This is a genomic window from Streptomyces sp. NBC_00045 (assembly GCF_045041095.1).
GTDB lineage: Bacteria > Actinomycetota > Actinomycetes > Streptomycetales > Streptomycetaceae > Streptomyces.
In genome coordinates this window covers 1,714,797-1,732,723 of sequence record NZ_CP108271.1, presented here as the reverse complement: position 1 = coordinate 1,732,723, position 17,927 = coordinate 1,714,797, and the positions used below count along the sequence as shown (strand labels likewise).

At 70.1% G+C, this 17,927-nt stretch carries 17 protein-coding genes; all 17 read left to right on the top strand.

Features of this window, described 5'->3' with window-relative positions; translation table 11 throughout:
- The first annotated feature begins 1 nt into the window (after position 1).
- Positions 2-1,831: an AGE family epimerase/isomerase gene (locus OHA65_RS08190; RefSeq protein WP_327282468.1), complete on the top strand. Its 1,830-nt coding sequence runs from the start codon at positions 2-4 to the stop codon at positions 1,829-1,831.
- Between the two features lie 37 nt (positions 1,832-1,868).
- Complete coding sequence (locus OHA65_RS08185) at positions 1,869-2,258, top strand: STAS domain-containing protein (protein WP_327282467.1); 390 nt, start codon at positions 1,869-1,871, stop codon at positions 2,256-2,258.
- Positions 2,255-4,390 (top strand): glycogen debranching protein GlgX, encoded by a 2,136-nt coding sequence (glgX, locus tag OHA65_RS08180; protein WP_327282466.1) that lies wholly within the window; start codon positions 2,255-2,257, stop codon positions 4,388-4,390. The genes OHA65_RS08185 and glgX overlap by 4 nt, the downstream gene beginning before the upstream one ends.
- A gap of 52 nt (positions 4,391-4,442) precedes the next feature.
- On the top strand, positions 4,443-4,754 hold the full coding sequence (locus OHA65_RS08175) for an STAS domain-containing protein (RefSeq protein ID WP_030157520.1): 312 nt from the start codon (positions 4,443-4,445) through the stop codon (positions 4,752-4,754).
- Positions 4,755-4,759: 5 nt separating this feature from the next.
- Entirely contained in the window at positions 4,760-5,224 is a 465-nt protein-coding gene (locus OHA65_RS08170) for an ATP-binding protein (protein WP_405755171.1), read from the top strand.
- Complete coding sequence (locus OHA65_RS08165; RefSeq protein WP_327282464.1) at positions 5,206-6,465, top strand: PP2C family protein-serine/threonine phosphatase; 1,260 nt, start codon at positions 5,206-5,208, stop codon at positions 6,463-6,465. The genes OHA65_RS08170 and OHA65_RS08165 overlap by 19 nt, the downstream gene beginning before the upstream one ends.
- Complete coding sequence (locus OHA65_RS08160) at positions 6,466-7,209, top strand: MinD/ParA family protein (protein ID WP_327282463.1); 744 nt, start codon at positions 6,466-6,468, stop codon at positions 7,207-7,209.
- Between the two features lie 70 nt (positions 7,210-7,279).
- Complete coding sequence (locus OHA65_RS08155) at positions 7,280-8,020, top strand: type 1 glutamine amidotransferase domain-containing protein (protein WP_327282462.1); 741 nt, start codon at positions 7,280-7,282, stop codon at positions 8,018-8,020.
- Between the two features lie 32 nt (positions 8,021-8,052).
- Positions 8,053-9,537, top strand: a complete 1,485-nt coding sequence (locus OHA65_RS08150) for an aldehyde dehydrogenase family protein (RefSeq protein ID WP_328762149.1) — start codon at positions 8,053-8,055, stop codon at positions 9,535-9,537.
- On the top strand, positions 9,519-10,220 hold the full coding sequence (locus OHA65_RS08145) for an NADPH-dependent F420 reductase (protein ID WP_371646788.1): 702 nt from the start codon (positions 9,519-9,521) through the stop codon (positions 10,218-10,220). Before OHA65_RS08150 ends, OHA65_RS08145 begins: the two co-directional genes overlap by 19 nt.
- Complete coding sequence (locus OHA65_RS08140; RefSeq protein ID WP_371646785.1) at positions 10,217-10,747, top strand: (2Fe-2S)-binding protein; 531 nt, start codon at positions 10,217-10,219, stop codon at positions 10,745-10,747. Before OHA65_RS08145 ends, OHA65_RS08140 begins: the two co-directional genes overlap by 4 nt.
- Before the next feature lie 5 nt (positions 10,748-10,752).
- Positions 10,753-13,158 (top strand): xanthine dehydrogenase family protein molybdopterin-binding subunit, encoded by a 2,406-nt coding sequence (locus tag OHA65_RS08135; RefSeq protein WP_327282458.1) that lies wholly within the window; start codon positions 10,753-10,755, stop codon positions 13,156-13,158.
- Positions 13,155-13,979: an FAD binding domain-containing protein gene (locus OHA65_RS08130; protein ID WP_328762146.1), complete on the top strand. Its 825-nt coding sequence runs from the start codon at positions 13,155-13,157 to the stop codon at positions 13,977-13,979. The genes OHA65_RS08135 and OHA65_RS08130 overlap by 4 nt, the downstream gene beginning before the upstream one ends.
- Positions 13,980-14,005: 26 nt before the next feature.
- Entirely contained in the window at positions 14,006-15,268 is a 1,263-nt protein-coding gene (locus tag OHA65_RS08125; protein ID WP_405761674.1) for an MFS transporter, read from the top strand.
- Positions 15,265-16,767 carry an ATP-binding protein gene (locus OHA65_RS08120; RefSeq protein ID WP_405761671.1) on the top strand — a complete coding sequence of 501 codons (1,503 nt, stop codon included), beginning with the start codon at positions 15,265-15,267 and terminating at the stop codon, positions 16,765-16,767. The genes OHA65_RS08125 and OHA65_RS08120 overlap by 4 nt, the downstream gene beginning before the upstream one ends.
- Before the next feature lie 12 nt (positions 16,768-16,779).
- A complete protein-coding gene (locus tag OHA65_RS08115) occupies positions 16,780-17,121 on the top strand; it encodes a nuclear transport factor 2 family protein (protein WP_030656331.1) in 342 nt (113 codons plus the stop codon).
- A 114-nt stretch (positions 17,122-17,235) separates the two neighbouring features.
- Positions 17,236-17,883: a TMEM175 family protein gene (locus tag OHA65_RS08110; RefSeq protein WP_327282454.1), complete on the top strand. Its 648-nt coding sequence runs from the start codon at positions 17,236-17,238 to the stop codon at positions 17,881-17,883.
- Positions 17,884-17,927: the final 44 nt, after the last annotated feature.

The following is a 17,927-nucleotide window of genomic DNA, read 5'->3' as shown; positions in this document are numbered from 1 at the left end:
CATGGCGGACGCCGTGAGCTTCTCCTTCTCCGACACCATCGCCGGCTACGTCGGCCGTTTCGACTCCGAGTCCCGCCTGCTGCGGCTGAAGACCTCGGACGGCCGCGAGTTCGACGTCTCCCTCGCCGGCGACCCGAGTGCCGAGCTCGTCCGCAACCTGGACGAGCCGTACATCGACGCCTCCGGGCACATCGACGAGATGCTTTCCCCGGGCCGGTTCCTCTTCGTCTACGGCGTCCACTACCCGGAGCGCGGCGGGCGTTTCGACGCCAAGCGCCTGGTGTTCCTGGGCCGCGGCGCCGAGGACTACCGGTTCGAGGAGCCCAGCTGGTGGGTCAAGCAGATCGAGTCGCTGGCCGACTTCTACAAGCGGGCGCAGTTCGGCGAGGGCCCGGTGGACTTCACCGAGTACCGCACCGAGATCCGGCTCGGCGGTGACAAGACCGCCAGTCACGTCCAGGAGACCGACACGATCTCCCGGCTGGTCTACGGCATGGCCTCGGCCTATCTGCTGACCGGCAAGGACGAGTACCTGGAGGTCGCCGAACGCGGCACCGAGTACCTGCGCAAGCACATGCGGGTCGTGGACAGCGAGGAGGACGTGGTCTTCTGGTACCACGGCATCAGCGTCGACGGGGACAGCGAGCGCAAGCTGTTCACCTCGGAGTTCTCCGACGACTACGACGCGATCCCGATGTACGAGCAGATCTACGCGCTGGCCGGCCCGATCCAGACCTACCGGGTCACCGGCGACATCCGGATCAAGAACGACGCGGACGCCACGATCCGGCTGTTCGACAAGTTCTTCAAGGACGAGGAGCAGGGCGGCTACTACTCGCACATCGACCCGATCCTGTTCAGCGCGGACCACGAGTCCCTCGGGGAGAACGCCGAGCGCAAGAACTGGAACTCGGTCGGCGACCACGCACCCGCGTACCTGATCAACCTGTACCTGGCGACCGGCGAGCAGAGGTACGCCGATTTCCTGGAGTACACCTTCGACACCATCGCGGACAAGTTCCCGGACTACAAGAACAGCCCCTTCGTCCAGGAGCGCTTCTTCCGCGACTGGTCGCACGACACCGCGCACAGCTGGCAGCAGAACCGCGCGGTCGTCGGGCACAACCTGAAGATCGCCTGGAACCTGATGCGGATGAACTCGCTGAAGCCGAAGCCGGCCTACGAGGAGCTCGCCCGCAAGATCGGCGAGATCATGCCGGCCGTCGGCAGCGACGTGCAGCGCGGCGGCTGGTACGACGTCGTCGAGCGCATCAAGTCCACCAGTAAGGACGGCCAGGAGACGTATCGTTTCGCCTGGCACGACCGCAAGGCCTGGTGGCAGCAGGAGCAGGCGATCCTCGCCTACCTCATCCTGAACGGCACCGTCGGCGGCGACGCCTTCCTGCGCGAGGCCCGGCAGGCTGAGGCCTTCTACAACACCTTCTTCCTCGACCACGACGAGGGAGCCGTCTACTTCAACGTGCTCGCCAGCGGTACGCCGTACCTGCTCGGCACGGAGCGGCTCAAGGGCAGCCACTCGATGTCCATGTACCACTCGGCGGAGCTCTGCTACCTGTCCGCCGTCTACAACAACCTGCTCATCAACGGGCGGGAGATGGACTTCCACTTCAAGCCCGACCCGACCAACCTGCCCGACCGCGTGCTGCGCGTCTCGCCCGACCTGCTGCCCGCGGGATCGGTGCAGATCGCGGCCGTCGAGATCGACGAGAAGCCGTACCGGGACTTCGACGCCGACGGCCTCACCGTCCGGCTGCCCGACGTCCAGGGGCGGGTCAAGGTCAAGGTCCGGCTGCGCCCGGTGACTTCATAGCGCTCAACGGGGGGCGCCCCGACAAGAGGGGAAAGCAATGTCTCTGAACGTCAAGGAACGCCGCAACAAGGGCGGTACCGTCCTCGTCGCCACCGGCGAGATCAACAGTGAGACCTCCGGACAGCTGTTGCAGGCCCTGCTGCCGCTGGTCCGCGAGGGCAAGCCGCTGCGCATCGACCTCACGGCCGTCACGTACGTGTCCAGCGCGGGCCTGCGCACCCTGCTCGTCGTCTACCGCGAGGCCCAGCACGCCGGGGTCGCGGTCACCCTGTACGGGGTGAGCGAGGAAGTCCGGTTCGTCATGTCGGCCACCGGCTTCCTCGACTTCTTCGCGACGGGCGAGGCGGCGGCCGCCGAGGCCAAGTCCAAGTCCAAGCCGAGGCCGACCGCGAAGGCCGCTTCTGTCGCCGGTGTGGTCGCACGATGACCGAGGCCCAGTCCGAGCAGGTCCTGCGCGTCGACGCGTACCCGACCCACGAAGTGGGCGGGTACCGCGTCCGCGCCGGCAAACCGTTCCCCTTCGGGGCCAACGTGGTCCCCGGCGGGGTCAGCTTCTCCGTCTTCTCCGACCAGGCGACCTCCATGACCCTGGTCATCTTCAAGCGCGGAGAGCCCGAGCCGATGGCCGAGCTGGAATTCCCCGAGGAGTTCCGCACCGGCAGCGTCTTCGCCATGACGGTCTTCGGCCTCGACCACGAGAACATCGAGTACGGGTACCGGGCCGACGGCCCCTACGACCCGGTCACCGGCCACCGCTTCGACGCCCGGCAGATCCTCTCCGACCCGTACGCCCGGCTGATCGCGGGCCGCGACGTGTGGGGCGTGGAGCCGGACCGCAGCCGCGGCTACCAGTACCGCTCGCGTGTGTGCCTCCAGGACTTCGACTGGGGCGACGACACGCCGCTGCGGCTGCCCGCCGAGGACCTCGTCGTGTACGAGACCCACGTGCGCGGCTTCACCCGGCATCCCTCCTCACAGGTCACCGCCCCCGGCACGTTCGCGGGGCTGCGGGAGAAGATCCCGTACCTCAAGGAACTCGGGATCAACTGCATCGAACTGCTCCCGGTGTTCGAGTTCGACGAGAGCGACAACCCGCGGACCAACCCGGAGACGGGCGAGCGGCTCTTCGACTACTGGGGCTACAACACCGTCTCGTTCTTCGCGCCCAAGGCCGGCTACGCGGCCACCGGACGCTACGGGATGCAGGGCGACGAGTTCCGCACACTGATCAAGGACCTGCACGCGGCCGGCATCGAGGTCATCCTCGACGTCGTCTTCAACCACACCGCCGAGGGCAACGAGCAGGGCCCGACGATCTCCTTCAAGGGGCTCGACAACGCCACGTACTACATGCTCACGCCCGAGGGGTACTACTTCAACTTCAGCGGCACGGGCAACACGGTCAACTGCAACCACCCCGTCGTGCGCAACTACGTGCTCGACTGCCTGCGCCACTGGGTCGCCGACTACCACATCGACGGCTTCCGCTTCGACCTCGCGGCCATCCTCGGCCGGGCCCTGGACGGCACTCCGCTGCCCAACCCGCCGCTGCTGGAGCTGCTCGCGTACGACCCCGTCCTTCGGCACACCAAGCTCATCGCCGAAGCCTGGGACGCCGGCGGCCTCTACGAGGTCGGCAACTTCCCGGCGTACGGCCGCTGGGCGGAGTGGAACGGGAAGTACCGCGACACCGTCCGCAGCTTCCTCAAGGGCGACCCCGGGGTGACCGGGGAGCTGGCCACCCGCATCGCGGGCTCGCCCGACCTGTACTCCACCCGCGGCACCTCCGCCTCGGTCAACTTCCTCACCGCCCACGACGGTTTCACCCTGGCCGACCTCGTCTCGTACAACGACAAGCACAACGAGGCGAACGGCGAGGGCAACAACGACGGCGGCAACGACAACGCCAGCTGGAACTGCGGGGCCGAGGGGCCGACCGACGACCCCGAGGTCAACCGGCTGCGGACGCGCCAGATGAAGAACGCCCTGGCCATCCTCATGACCAGCCAGGGCATCCCGATGCTGCTGTCGGGCGACGAGGTCGCCCGCACCCAGCAGGGCAACAACAACACGTACTGCCAGGACAACGAGCTGTCCTGGTTCGACTGGGACCAGGTCGACGAGAACGCCGAACTGCTCCGTTTCACCCGGGAGATGATCGCCTTCCGCGGGCACCACCGCGAACTGCGCTCCACCTCCCACCCCACCGGCCAGGTCCGCGAGAGCCTCGGACTGCCGGACATCAGCTGGCACGGCGAGCGCGCCTGGCAGCCCGACTGGTCGGCGGAGAGCCGGCTGCTGGCGGTGGCCCGCTGCGGCACCGGGGACGACGACGTGGTGTACGTGGCCATGAACTCGCACTGGGAGTCGCACGACCTGGAGCTGCCCGCGCTGCCGCACGGGCGCAGCTGGCACCTCTTCGCGGACACGGGGGCCGAGGCCCCGCACGACATCCGCACCCCGGGCGGTGAGGCCGAGCTGGAGAACGCCGGGAAGTACCTGATCGGTCCGCGCTCGGTCGTGATCCTGGTCGGCCGGACGCCCGATCCCGAGCTCTAGCCGCACATGCCCTGACCGAACGCTCCAATCGAACGGCCGAAGGAGACCTGACATGCCGCTTTCCGTGTCCCTGAGCATCGAGGGCGACACCACCGTGATCGAGCTGGCGGGAGAGCTGGACGCCAAGACCGCGCCGGACTTCCACCAGACCATCGAGAAGGCCGCCGGGCACGGCACCGGCACGGTCGAGATCAGGATGGCCGGTGTCGGCTACATGGCCAGCGCCGGACTGCGGTCCCTGGTCTTCGCCCAGCAGAAGGTGGCGAACCACGTGACCATCAAGGTGGTCGGCGCGATCGAGCCCGTGTCCCGGACCATCCGGACGGCCGGGCTCGACCGCAGCATCGTGCTCTCCGATGAGTGAATCGCATGAGTGAGATGGTCGAACTGGCGAGGACGCCCGCCGAGCTGGAGGTGCCCGCCACCCTGGGAGCACTGGGCGACATCGCCTCGTTCGTCCTGCAGCTGGCCGGCCGGGCGGGCCTGGGCAAGGGCCCCGCGTACCGGATCCGGCTGGCCGTGGACGAGCTGGCCACGAACGTCGTGATGCACGGGTACCGGGGCGGCGACGGGCGGATCACCGTCCGCGGCCGCTCCGGTCCCGGCCGGGTGCAGATCTCCATAGCGGACTCCGCGCCGGCCTTCGACCCGGTCGGGGGCTGCCTGCCCCCCGCCCCCGGGACTCCTCCCGAGCGGCGCAGGGTCGGCGGACTCGGCATCCACCTGGCGCTGACCAGCGTGGACGAGTTCAGCTACGAACGCAGGGACGGCCGCAACATCAGCACGCTGACTGTGAACGCCGAGGGGACGGACCCATGCCCTCCACGACCGTGATCATCCTCGACGAGTACCCTCCGCCGCCGCTCGAACTGCTCGACGCACTGCGGTCGATGGACGCGAAACTCGTCGCCCGCACGCTGAGCGAGCTGCGCAACGGCCCGCTGGACGGGCTACCCGTCGCCGACGTACTGCTCGCCCCGGCCGAGGCCGACGGCGAGTCGGTGCGCCTCGCGGTACGGCGGCTGCGCCGCTGGGCCGGGGCACCCATCGTGGTCGTCTGGACGGCGACGGAGTTCGCCGCCCTGGAGGAACACGTCCGGCTGGGCCACGACTACCTCGTACCGCCCTTCCTGCCCACGCTCGTCAGGGCCCGGCTGAACACCTGCTCGGAGCGCGCCGGACTCGGCCGCACCCTGCGCGAAGCCGATGCCCGCGCCGAACTCATGGGCTACGAGAAGGAGCTGGAGATCGGTCGGGAGATCCAGGCCGGCTTCCTGCCCGAATCGCTGCCGGTCCCCGAAGGCTGGGAGATCGACGTCCGGTTCCGGCCCGCCCGGCAGGTCGCGGGCGACTTCTACGACGTCTTCGAGATCTCCCGCGGCCGCCGCCTCGCCTTCGTCGTCGCCGACGTCTGTGACAAGGGGGTCGGCGCCGCACTGTTCATGGCGCTGATCCGCTCACTGCTGCGGCACACCGCGGAGAACAGCGGACTGCAACACCTGGTGGCCGCGGGACGGGCGGGAGGCAGCCGGCGGATCCCGGTGGTCGGCGCGACACCCCTGCTCAACGCGGTCACCGCCACCAACGGCTACCTGACCCGCAACCACCTGAGGCAGGGCTACTTCGCCACCCTGTTCTTCGGCGTGCTCGACCCGCTGACCGGCAGCCTCGTGTACATCAACGGGGGTCACAACGCGCCGCTGCTGCTGCGCGCCGAGGGCGGCGACCCGCTCGCCCTGGAGGTCACCGGTCCCGCCGTCGGGGTGCTGCCGGACTGCGTGTACACGCTCGGCTACGCACAACTGGACCCCGGCGACACCCTGTTCGTGTTCACCGACGGAGTGCCGGAGGCCCGCTGCCCCAGCGGCAGCTTCCTCGGTGACGAGCGGATGCTGGAGCTGCTCGCCGGCCCCCCGGTGAGCGGCAGGGAGGTGGTCGACCGGATGGACACCGCGGTACGGGAGCACACCGGGAGCGCCGAACAGCACGACGACGTCACGATGCTGGCCCTGCACCGGCCACGTGCGGCGCGGGGGCCGCACGCGGACGGTACCGGTGACCGGGTGGTGGCCTAGATGACCCGGACCATCGTGGTGCACTCGCACCGCGGCGGGACCGGAAAGTCCTCGGTACTGGCGAACCTCGCCCTGCTCATCGCGGGTCAGGGGCGCCGGGTGGGGGTGGTCGACACGGACATCCAGTCGCCCACCCTGGACCTGCTCTTCCGGCTCGGCCCGGGTCCCTCCCTGGCCGACTACCTGCTCGGACGCTGCGAGATCGAAGCCACGGCCCAGCAGGTCGCCGTGCCCGGGCTGTACGTCGTACCGGCCCGGACCGGGACCGCGGCCCTGCGCGAGCTCATGACGAGCGGCTACGACGTGGGGCTGCTGCCGGAGGGCTTCGACCGGCTGGCCGGGCACTACGGGCTCGACGTGCTGCTGCTCGACACGCACGCCGGGCTGAACAACGAGTCGGTGACCGCCATGGCGAGCGCCGACGTACTGATGATCATGGCCCGGGCCGACCGGATCGACCTGTCCGGGGTCGAGGAGACCATCGCCCTGGCCGGGCGGCTGGCCTGCCGGCGGGCTCTGGTCATGAGCATGGCCCCCGAGGGCGTCGACGGCGAACAGGTCCGCCGCCGTGCCGAGGAGGTGTACGGCGCCCCCCTGGCCGGAATCCTTCCTTATGTCCCGGAAATGGCGGCCCTGTACGGCGAGCGCATATTCGCCGAAGCCCATCCCGACCACCCACTGGTCGGTGAATTCCGCACCATCATCTCCGCGTTGGACGCACCTCACGAAGTATCGCGCGCCTGACGCTCCCCCCTTACGCCCCCTGCAGGGGGCGTGTTGAATCGGCAGCGATTCCAGAACAAGGAGAACAGTCATGAAGATTCTCGTCGTCATGACGGCCAAGGCAACGCTCCATCTGTTGGACGGGGAACAGCATCCTTCGGGATTCTGGGCCGAGGAATTCGTCGTTCCCTACACCCTCTTCAAGGCCGCAGGCCACACCGTGGACGTGGCGACGATAGGGGGCCAGGCCCCCACGGTCGACCAGACCAGCATCGACCCCAAGTTCCTCCAGTGGGTCCGCCCCCAGGGCTCGCCGGACGAGGACGCGGCCAACGCCGCCGAGTACGTGAGAGTCATCGAGAGCACCCCCCAGCTCACCCACCCCATCGCCCTGGAGTCCCTGGGCGAGAAGGACATCGCCGAGTACGACGGCATCTACGTCAGCGGCGGCCACGGCGCGATCGGAGACCTGCCCCACTCCGACGAACTCGCGCAGGTCCTGCGCTGGGCCATCGCCCAGGACAAGCCGCTCGCCACCGTCTGCCACGGCCACACCTCCCTGCTCGCGCTGCGCGACGGCGAAGGCCGCTGGCCGTTCGAGGGCTACCGGATGACGGCGTTCTCGCACAGCGAGGAGATGGTCACGAACATGGCCGGCCGCCTCCCGCTGATCCTTGAGGCCGAGCTCACCCGCCTCGGCGCGCGCTACGAGAAGGCCGAGAAGATCTGGGACTCGCACGTGGTCGTCGACCGAAGGCTCACCACCGGCCAGAACCCGTACTCCTCCAAGGCCCTTGCCGAGACGTTCCTGACACAGCTCGCCAAGGGCTAGAACGCCCCCGAATCCGACACCGGAAGGCAGCCATGACCAAGCGCGCGCTCAGCGACCAGCCCTTGGCCAACCCCGGGAAGCTGTTCATCGGCGGCACCTGGGTTCCGGCCCAGGACGGCCGTACCGAGCCGGACATCAGCCCTGTGGACGGTCAGGAGATCGTACCGGTGGCCCAGGCCACCGCCGCCGACGCGGACGCGGCCGTGGCCGCCGCCCGCCGGGCGTACGAGGAGGGTCCCTGGAGCAGACTGTCCGCCCAGGAGCGCGCGCTGCGGCTGAACCGGGTCGGTGAGCTCATCGAGCGCGACCTGGAGGAGATCGCCCTTCTGGAGACGGTGGACATGGGCAAGCCGTTCGCCTTCTCCAGTACGGTCGACGCCCCCATGGCCGCCCAGCTCATGCACTACTACGCCGGCGCCGTGACCCGGGTCGACGGCTCCTCGCGGGCCCCGGCCGGAGGGCAGCTCGCGTACACCCTGCGCGAGCCGCTGGGCGTGGTCTGCGCGATCACCCCGTTCAACTTCCCGCTGCTGCTGTCGATGACGAAGATCGCACCGGCGCTGGCGGCGGGCAACACGGTCGTCCACAAACCCTCCCCGGCCACCCCGCTCACCGCGCTGAAGATCGCCGAGCTCTTCCAGGAGGCGGAGATCCCCGACGGCGTGCTGAACGTGATCACCGGTCCCGGCGTGGAGCTCGGCGAGACCCTGACCGACCACCCCGGCATCGACAAGATCGCCTTCACCGGCTCCACCGCCGTCGGCCAGTCCATCATCCGCAAGTCGGCGGGCACCTTGAAGAAGGTGACGATGGAGCTCGGCGGCAAGTCCGCCAACATCGTCTTCGCCGACGCCGACCTGGACGCCGCCGAGGAACTCGCCTTCTTCGGCATCTACTACAACAAGGGCGAGATCTGCACCGCCGGCTCCCGGCTGCTGCTCCAGCGCCCCGTCCACGACGAACTCGTCGAACGCCTGGTCCGCCGGGCCGCCGCCCTCAAGCCCGGCGACCCGCGTGACCCGGAGACCCTGTTCGGCCCGCTGGCCCACCGCGGCCAGTTCGACAAGGTCAGCTCGTACATCGAGGTCGGCGAGAAGGAAGGCGCCCTCCTGCGCACCGGCGGAACCGGCTGGACCCCGGAGGGGGCCTCCAGCCAGGGCCTTTACTTCCTGCCGACCGTCTTCACAGGCGTCGACAACGGCATGCGGATCGCCCAGGAGGAGATCTTCGGGCCGGTCCTGTCGATCATCCCCTTCGACTCCGAGGAAGACGCGATCCGGATCGCCAACGACAGCGCGTACGGCCTCGCCGCCGGTGTCCACACCAAGGACCTGCGGCGCGCCCACCGGGTGGCCTCCCAGATCAAGGCCGGCACGGTCTGGGTGAATTGCTACAACCAGTACGACCCCTCCGTGCCGTACGGCGGCTACAAGGCCTCCGGATACGGGCGCGAGTGCGGACCGGAATCCCTTGAGAGCTACACCCAGACGAAGTCGGTCTGGATCGGCATGGACTGAGCGGCCGGACGACCGAACCACCGGGCGGCCGAATGACGGAACGACCGAGCGACCGAGTAGGAGCGGCAATGCGCACAGGCATCATCGGCACCGGGCGGATCGGTTCCACCCTCGCGCGGATCCTGGTGGCGGCCGAGCACGAGGTCTTACTGGCCAATGCTCGTGGACCGCAGTCGATCGGCCCCTTACTGGCCGAACTGGGCCCGGCGGCCTCGGCGGCGCACCCCGCCGAGGTCGCCGACCGGGCCGACCTGCTGGTGCTGATGGTGCCCCACGCGAGCGTCCGCGGACTCCTCCCGTCCGCGGCCGTGCAGGACAAGGTGCTGGTGGACGCCACGAACACGTTCAGCGGTGCGGGCGCACCCGCGGATCCTGACGGGCGCACCTCCAGCGAACTGGTCGCGGACTGGTATCCCGGCGCCCGGGTCGTGAAATCCCTGAACACCATGCATTTCGAGACTCTCGCCGTCGCCGGCACCGCGGGGGGCGAACGCCTGGCCCATTTCACGGCGGGTGACGACGAGAAGGCGAAGGAAATCGTCGCGGGAATCATCTCGGATTTGGGATTCGCCCCCGTCGACACCGGCTCGCTGCACGCCGGAGGAATTCTCCAGCAGCCCGGCGGGCCCCTTTACAACCGGCCGCTCACGGAAGCGCAGGCGCTGGCATGGATATCTCACTGAACGTGAACGGAAGACCCGAGCAGTTCGCGGCCGAGCCGAACGAACTGCTCGTGGAACGGCTCCGCGACGGCCTCGGGCTGACCGGCACCAAGGTCGGCTGCGACACCGGCCAGTGCGGCACCTGCGTCGTCCAGCTCGACGGGCGCTCGGTCAAGAGCTGCCTGGTCCTCACCGCGTCGGCCGCCGGCAGCCGGGTGACCACCATCGAAGGGGTCACCACGCGGGGCGGCGAACTCAGCGGCCTCCAGGAGGCGCTGCGCCAGGAGCACGGCACCCAGTGCGGGTTCTGCACCCCCGGCATGGTGATGGCCCTCGGCGAACTCGTCGAGAACACCGCGGACCGCGAGGCGCCCACCGAACCCGAGATCCGCGAGTGGCTCACCGGCAACCTGTGCCGCTGCACCGGATACCACAGCGTCGTACGGGGCGTTCAGCGCGCCTGCACCGCCGCCCGGGCCGAGATGCCCGAGGAGATCGGCGAGAGCGCCGCCGTCCCCGCGTCCACCGCGTCCGGCAAGGAGGTGTGAGGGAGATGACCGCAGTGACGGGGGAGGTTCCCCTCCAGGGATCGGGCGTGCTCGGACAGCCGCTGGACAGCCGCGAGGATCCGCAGCTGCTGCGCGGCGAGGCCACGTACGTGGCCGACATCGACCTCCCGGGCACCGCCCACATGGCGATCCTCGGCAGCCCGGTGGCCCACGCGAAGATCCTCTCCATCGAGACCAAGGCCGCCGAACAGATGCCCGGCGTGCTGAAGGTGGCGACCGCGGCCGACTTCACCGACGTGATGCCGCTGCCGTGCATCTGGATCCCCGGCGGCGTCGAGAGCCACTTCCCGCCCCACCCCTACGGACTTCCCGGCGCCCGCCCGGTCCTGACCGGCGACGCCGTCCGGCACGTCGGCGACCCGATCGCCGTGGTCGTCGCCGAGACCCCGCGCCAGGCCGCCGCCGCGCTGGCCGCCATCGCCGTCGAGTACGAACCGCTGCCCGTGGTCACCCGGGCCGACGAGGCACTCGCCGAGGGCGCGCCCCAGCTGCACGAGGCCGTACCGGGCAACCTGAACGCGTACTGGACCTGCGGCGACAAGGACCGCACCGACGCGGCCATCGCCGGGGCCGAGGTCACGGTGGAGCTCGACCTCGTGAACCAGCGCACCATCAATAGCCCCATCGAGCCGCGCGGCGCGGTCGGCGACTACAACGCCGCCACCGACGAGTACACGCTCTACGCCTCCACCCAGGGCCCGCACAACCACCGCTTCCTGCTGTCCGCGCTGGTCCTCGGCATCCCGTTCAACAAGCTCCGGGTGATCGCCCCGACCGTCGGCGGCAGCTTCGGCACCAAGGGCTACCTCTACCCGGACATGGCGCTGGTCCTCCTGCTCTCCAAGGCGCTGCACCGGCCCGTCAAATGGGTGGACACCCGCACCGGGCTGATGAACTCCACCGTCCAGGGCCGCGACCACCGCCAGCACGTGGTGCTCGCCGGCACCCGCGACGGCCGCATCACCGCCGTGCGCGCCACCAGCTACGCCAACCTCGGCGCGTACCCCTCCACCATCGGTCCCGGTGTCGCCACCGCCCTGATGGGCCGCTCCATCAGCGGCATGTACGAGATCCCCGCAGCCTTCTGCGAGGTGTACGCGGCCTTCACCAACACCGTCTCGCTCGGCGCCCAGCGCGGCAGCGGGCGCGCGGAGGCCGCCTTCCTGATGGAACGGCTCGTCGACCGGTACGCCTCGGAGATCGGCATGGACCCGGCGGTCGTCCGGCGCAAGAACCTGGTGCCGAAGGAGAAGTTCCCGTACGACAACGGCCTCGGCTGGACGTACGACTCCGGGGACTACGAGCTGAACTTCGACAAGGCGATGGAGCTGTCGGGCTACGCCGACATGCCCGCCCGCAAGGCCGAGGCCCGCACCCGCGGCAAGCGGCTCGGCGTGGGCCTCGCCACCTACGTGGCCATCTGCGGCGTCGGCCCCTCCACCCGGATGTCCAAGGAGGGCATGCTCGGCGGTACCTGGGAGAGCGCGAACATCCGCGTGCACCCGACCGGCGAGGTCACCGTCACCGTCGGCTCCGCCTCCACCGGACAGAGCCACCACACGGTCTTCGCGCAGGTCGCCGCGGACGAGCTCGGCATCGACCCGGGCCAGGTCCAGGTGTACGAGGGGGACACGCTCAAGGCCCCGTACGGGCAGGGCACGTACGGCTCGCGCTCCTACAGCATGGCCGCGCCCGCCGTCGCCCTCACCGCCCGGAAGATCAAGGCCAAGCTGGTCAAGGCCGGGGCCGTGTTCCTGGGCATCCCCGAGGACAAGGTGGTCTACGAGGGCGGCGCCGTCCACGAAGAGGGCAACCCGGAGAACACCAAGACCTTCGCCGAACTGGCGATGGCCATGTGGTACGGCTGGGGACTGCCCCACGAGATCGAGCCCGCCCTCGACGAGACCACCCACTTCGACCCGCCGGACTTCAACTACCCCTTCGGCACGCACGTCGCGGTCGTGGAGGTCGACGAACTCACCGGCGAGACCGAGGTGGTGGCGTACACCGCCGTCGACGACGCCGGCCACATCGGCAACCCGAAGATCGTCCTCGGGCAGATCGAGGGCAGCATCACGCACGGCCTCGGCCAGGCGTTGATGGAGGCCGCCGTGTACGACGAACAGGGCCTGCTCGTCAGCTCCGACCTGACGACGTACGCCCTGCCGCGCGCCGCGGACGTGCCGTTCTTCACGCTCGACAAGACCACCACGCCCAGCCCGCACAACCCGCTGGGCGCCAAGGGCGCCGGCGAGATCGCCACCGTGCCGCCCGCCGCGGCCGTCGTCAACGCGGTCGTCGACGCCCTGTCCGACCTGGGCGTGCAGCACATCGACATGCCGCTCACCCCCGAGAAGGTCTGGCGCCGCCTGCGAGGAGAAGCCCAGTGATCCTCACCGAGTTCGACTACGTCCGGCCCGTCGGGCTCGAAGAGGCACTGACCCTGCTCTCCAGCACCCGGGGCGCCCGGGTGCTGGCCGGCGGCCAGAGCCTGCTGCCCGGGCTGCGCAGCGGGGAGACCACCGCCCGGCTGCTCGTCGACGTACGCCACCTGGAGGAGCTCCGCGGCATGGAGCGGACGGCGGACGGGATCCGGATCGGCGCGCTGACCACGCTCGCAGAGCTCGCCGCCCACCCGGCCGTCCGCGCCGACGCCCCGGAACTGGCGGCCGCCGCCCGCGCCAACGGGGACCCCCAGGTCCGCAACCTCGGCACCGCCGGCGGGAACCTCGCCGCGGGCGGACGCGCGACCGACCTGTCGGTCGCGGCGATCGCCGCCGGCGCCCGGGTCGAACTGGCCGGACCCGGCGGGCGGTCGACCCTGACCGCCGAGGAGTTCGCGGCCTCGGCCGTGCCCGCCGGAGCCGTGGTCACCGCACTGCTGGTGCCCGCCGCCGGGCCGGGCGCCGCCTTCGAGAAGACCGCGGACCGGGCCACGCGCTACCCGGTCTGCGCCACCGCCGTACGGATCACCCCCGAAGGGCCGCGCATCGCGGTCACCGGAGCCACCGCCCGACCGCTGCGGCTGCGCGGGGTCGAGGACCGGCTGCGCAGGGGCCCGTACACGACCCAGGCCGTGCTCGCGGCCTTCCGCGCCGAGCCCAGGGAACTGTTCGTCCCCGGGCGCGGCACCTCGGCCGAGTACCTCGGCCACCTCGCGGGGGTGCTCGCCGCCCGCGCGCTGCAGAGGGCAGAGCAGGCCCTCGCCTGACCGCCCACCACGGGGGAGTTGACGCAGTGGCCGAATTGTCCAGGACGACCACGGGGAAACCGGCGAAGCCGGCCGCCCAGGCGGCCGCGGCCCCCAGAGGCTCCGGCTTCTGGGTGGTCGGGGCGGTCCTCGTCCTGCTGATGCTCTCCTCCTCCGTACCGTCCGCCCTCTACGTGCTCTACCAGGAGAGATGGGGCCTGTCCTCCGGCATGATCACGGTGGTCTTCGCCCTGTACGCCGTGACCGTGCTGATCGGGCTCCTGCTGTTCGGGTCCCTCTCGGACACCCTGGGCCGGCGCCCCGTGCTCGGCGTCGGACTGGTCCTGGCGATCGTCTCCATGGGACTGTTCGCCGGGGCGCAGGGGCTCGGGCTGCTGCTCGCCGCCCGCGCCGTACAAGGACTCGCGGTGGGCCTGGCCACCGGGGCGATGGGCGCGGCCCTCCTGGAACTGGCCCCCCGCTCGCGGCCGGCGCTCGGCGCCCAGGTCAACAGTGCGGGGCCGACGGTGGGGATCGGGCTCGGCGGGATCGGGGCCGGGCTGCTCGTCCAGTACGCGCCCGCCCCGACCGTGCTCAGCTACCTGCTGCTGGTCGTCGCCTTCGCGGTCGCGCTGGTGGGGGTCGTCCGGATGCGGGAGAGCGCTCCCGGCGCCCGCTCCGGAGGCCGGCTGCGGATCTCCGCACGCCGGATCCACGTTCCGGCCGCCGTGCGGGGCCGCTTCGCGATCCTCGTCCTGACCATCGTCGCCGTCTGGTCCGTCGGCGGCTTCTACCTCTCGCTCGGGCCGCACCTGGCCCTGTCCCTGCTCCAGAGCACCAACTACCTGGTCGGCGGGGCCACCGTCGCCCTGCTCGCGGGCGCCGCCACCGCGGCCCAGCTGCTGCTGGGCCGCATCGAGGCCCTGCGCACCGCCGTCCTGGGCCTCTGCGGGCTGCTGGCCGGGCTCGGCCTGGTCCTGCTCGCGCTGGGCCTCGGCTCGGCCGCCGTGTTCCTCGTCGGCACGGCCGTCCTCGGCGGCGGCTGGGGCGCGGCGTTCCTCGGCTCGTTCCGGGCGCTGAGCGCGCTGGCCGAACCGGAGCACCGCGGCGAACTGACCGCTGCCGTCTACGTCTTCGCGTACCTCGCGATGAGCGTGCCGGCGGTGCTCGCCGGCATGCTCACCAACATCCACGGTCTGCACCGCACCTCCGTCGGCTTCATGGCCGCCGTCGCCGGGGTGTGCGCACTGGCCCTGTTCGTCACGCTGCGGCTGGCCGCCCGCACCCGGGCCGAAGGGAGCACCACATGAAGGCTGCCGACATGGACGCCGCCGAGCTGCGGTCGGCCCTGATCGGGCTGGAGATCTTCGCCGGGCTCACCGAGGACCAGCTGGACTGGCTGGTCTCCGTCTCCGAAGCCCGGGTGCTCGCCGACGGGGAGCTCCTGTTCCGCGACGGCGAGGAGGCCAGCTGCTTCCACGTCCTGCTCGCGGGCGGGCTCGTCGTCACCAAGGTCGTCGACGGCCGGGAGGAGGTGCTGACCCGGCACTCCACCGAGGAGGAGAGCGCCGCCGCCGAGGAACACGACGGCAAGCCCTCCGCCGCGCACCGCTTCACCGGCGAGTTGCCGCTGCTGACGGACGGCGCGTACGTGGCCACCGCCGCCGCGAGCGGGCCGGCGACCACCGTCGTCGCGTACCCGAAGCCGGTGTTCTTCGAGATGCTGACCCGCTGCCACGGGGTGGCGGCCGTACTGATCCCGGTACTGGCCTGGCGGATCAAGTCCTCCGAGGTGCAGGCCCGCAAGCGGGCCACCGTCGAGGCGCTCGGCACCCTGGCCGCCGGCCTGGCGCACGAGCTGAACAACCCGGCGGCCGCCGTCGCCCGGGCCGCTCAGGAGCTGGCACCGGCCCTGGAGGGCCTGACCCGGACCGCCCAGGCCTGGGGCGCCGCCGCGACGGGCGCGGAGCGCTCCGTGTTCGACCGGTTGGCCGAGGAGCTCGACAAGCTGCCGCCGCCGGTCACCACCGACCCGCTCGCCCAGGCCGACGCCGAGGAGGAGATCACCGACTGGGCCGAGGAGGCGGGCACCGAACGGCCCGGGCTGCTCGGCTCGGGGATCTCGGACCTCGGGCTGGAACTGGGCTGGATGCTGGAGCGGCTGGAAGGGATCGGGGAGCCGGCCCTGCCCGCGGCCCTGGACCACCTGGCCGCCCTGCTGGAGATCCGTTCGCTCGCCGCGGAGCTGCGTGCGGCAGGTCCGAGGATCTCCCAACTGGTCGCCGCCACCCGGGATTACGCCAATCTCGACCGGGCGCCCGAGCAGCGCTTCGCGGTGGCCGACGGGATCGAGAACACGCTGGTCGTGCTGCGTTCCAAGCTCGCCGGCATCACCATCGTGCGTGCGTACGATCCGGATCTGCCCGAACTGACGGGCTATCCAAGCGAGTTGAACCAGGTGTGGACCAACCTGGTCGACAATGCGGCCGAGGCCATGGAGGGCGCCGGGACCCTCACGCTGCGGGTCCGCGCCGAAGGGGTCTGTCTGGTCGTCGAGATCACCGACACCGGACGGGGCATCCCCGAGGACTCGCTGCCGCGGATCTTCGAACCCTTCTACACCACCAAGGACGTGGGGAAGGGCACGGGCCTCGGGCTGCACCTCAGCTACCGCATCGTGACCCAGCGCCACCACGGCTCGATCGCGGCCCGCTCACGTCCCGGCGAGACCCGGATGGTCGTCCGGCTGCCGCTCGCCGCGGCCGCCGCCTGCGCCGAAACACCTGATGAACCCACCTCCACCCGCTGAAAGGGAGTCGACATGGCCAAGTACGACATCTCCAAGCTGCACCCGGTCTTCGTTCGCCAGATGGAGGCGCTGGCCGCCCTGGACATCGAGGCGGTGATGAAGAACTACACCGACGACGCCGTGCTGCTGCGCTTCGAGGGCGTCTCGGTCGGGATCGAGGCCGTGCGCGAGACGTTCACGGGCTACCTGACGGTGAAGCCGACCCTGGTGGAGCTCCAGGAGTACATCGAGACCGAGGACACGATCTTCTACCGCGCGATCATGAATCTGAACGGCGAGCCGGAGCACGCGTTCGGGACACTCGTGGTCCGCGATGGCCGGATCTGGCGCCAGACCGCTGGATTCGGCGGCTGACCAACGATATCTGGGTAGCGTGTGCGGGGAGGGCGAAGGCAGCGCCCTCCCCGCACGTGCAAGCCGCCTCGGCAGACCGGGGGCGGAGGCCGCGAAAATGGCAAAGGGGAGGTCATGGAGCGCGAAACCGGGCGTGTCGAGGCATTCAGTGACGGTGTATTCGCCATCGTCATCACGATTCTGGTTCTGGAGCTAAAGGTTCCGAAAGAAACGGGATCGGACTTCTGGCACGGGGTGTGGGAACAGTGGCCGCATTACGCCGCATACGTGGTGAGCTTCCTCATCATCGGCGTGATGTGGGTGAACCACCACACCATCTTCAGTCACCTCAAGCGGGTGGACCGCCCGCTGTTGTTCCTGAATCTCCTGGTGCTGATGGTGGTATCGGTGATTCCCTACACCACCACCGTGCTCGCCGAACACCTCGTCGAGGAGGGTGGCTCCGCCAACGCCGCCGCGATCCTTTACAGTTCGGTCACCGTCGCCTATGCGCTCGCGTTCCTGGCCTTCTGGTGGTACGTCACCCGCGTCGGCCACCTCTTCCACGAACGGGTGGACAAAGACGGTGCCCGGGCCACCCGCGTTCGCTTCGGCCTCGGCGCCGTGGCGTACCCCCTGACCGTTCTCCTGTCCTTCTTCTCCGCACCGCTCACTCTCGTCGCACACTTCCTCATCGCGATCTACTACGCGGCGAACCAGATCCCGATCCCCCTCGTGGTAGAGGAAGAGCGGCTCGAATCTGTGAGCGACCTCAGGAAGTAGCCGCCGGGGCCTACGGCCGTTCTGTACGGTCAAGTAGGGTATTG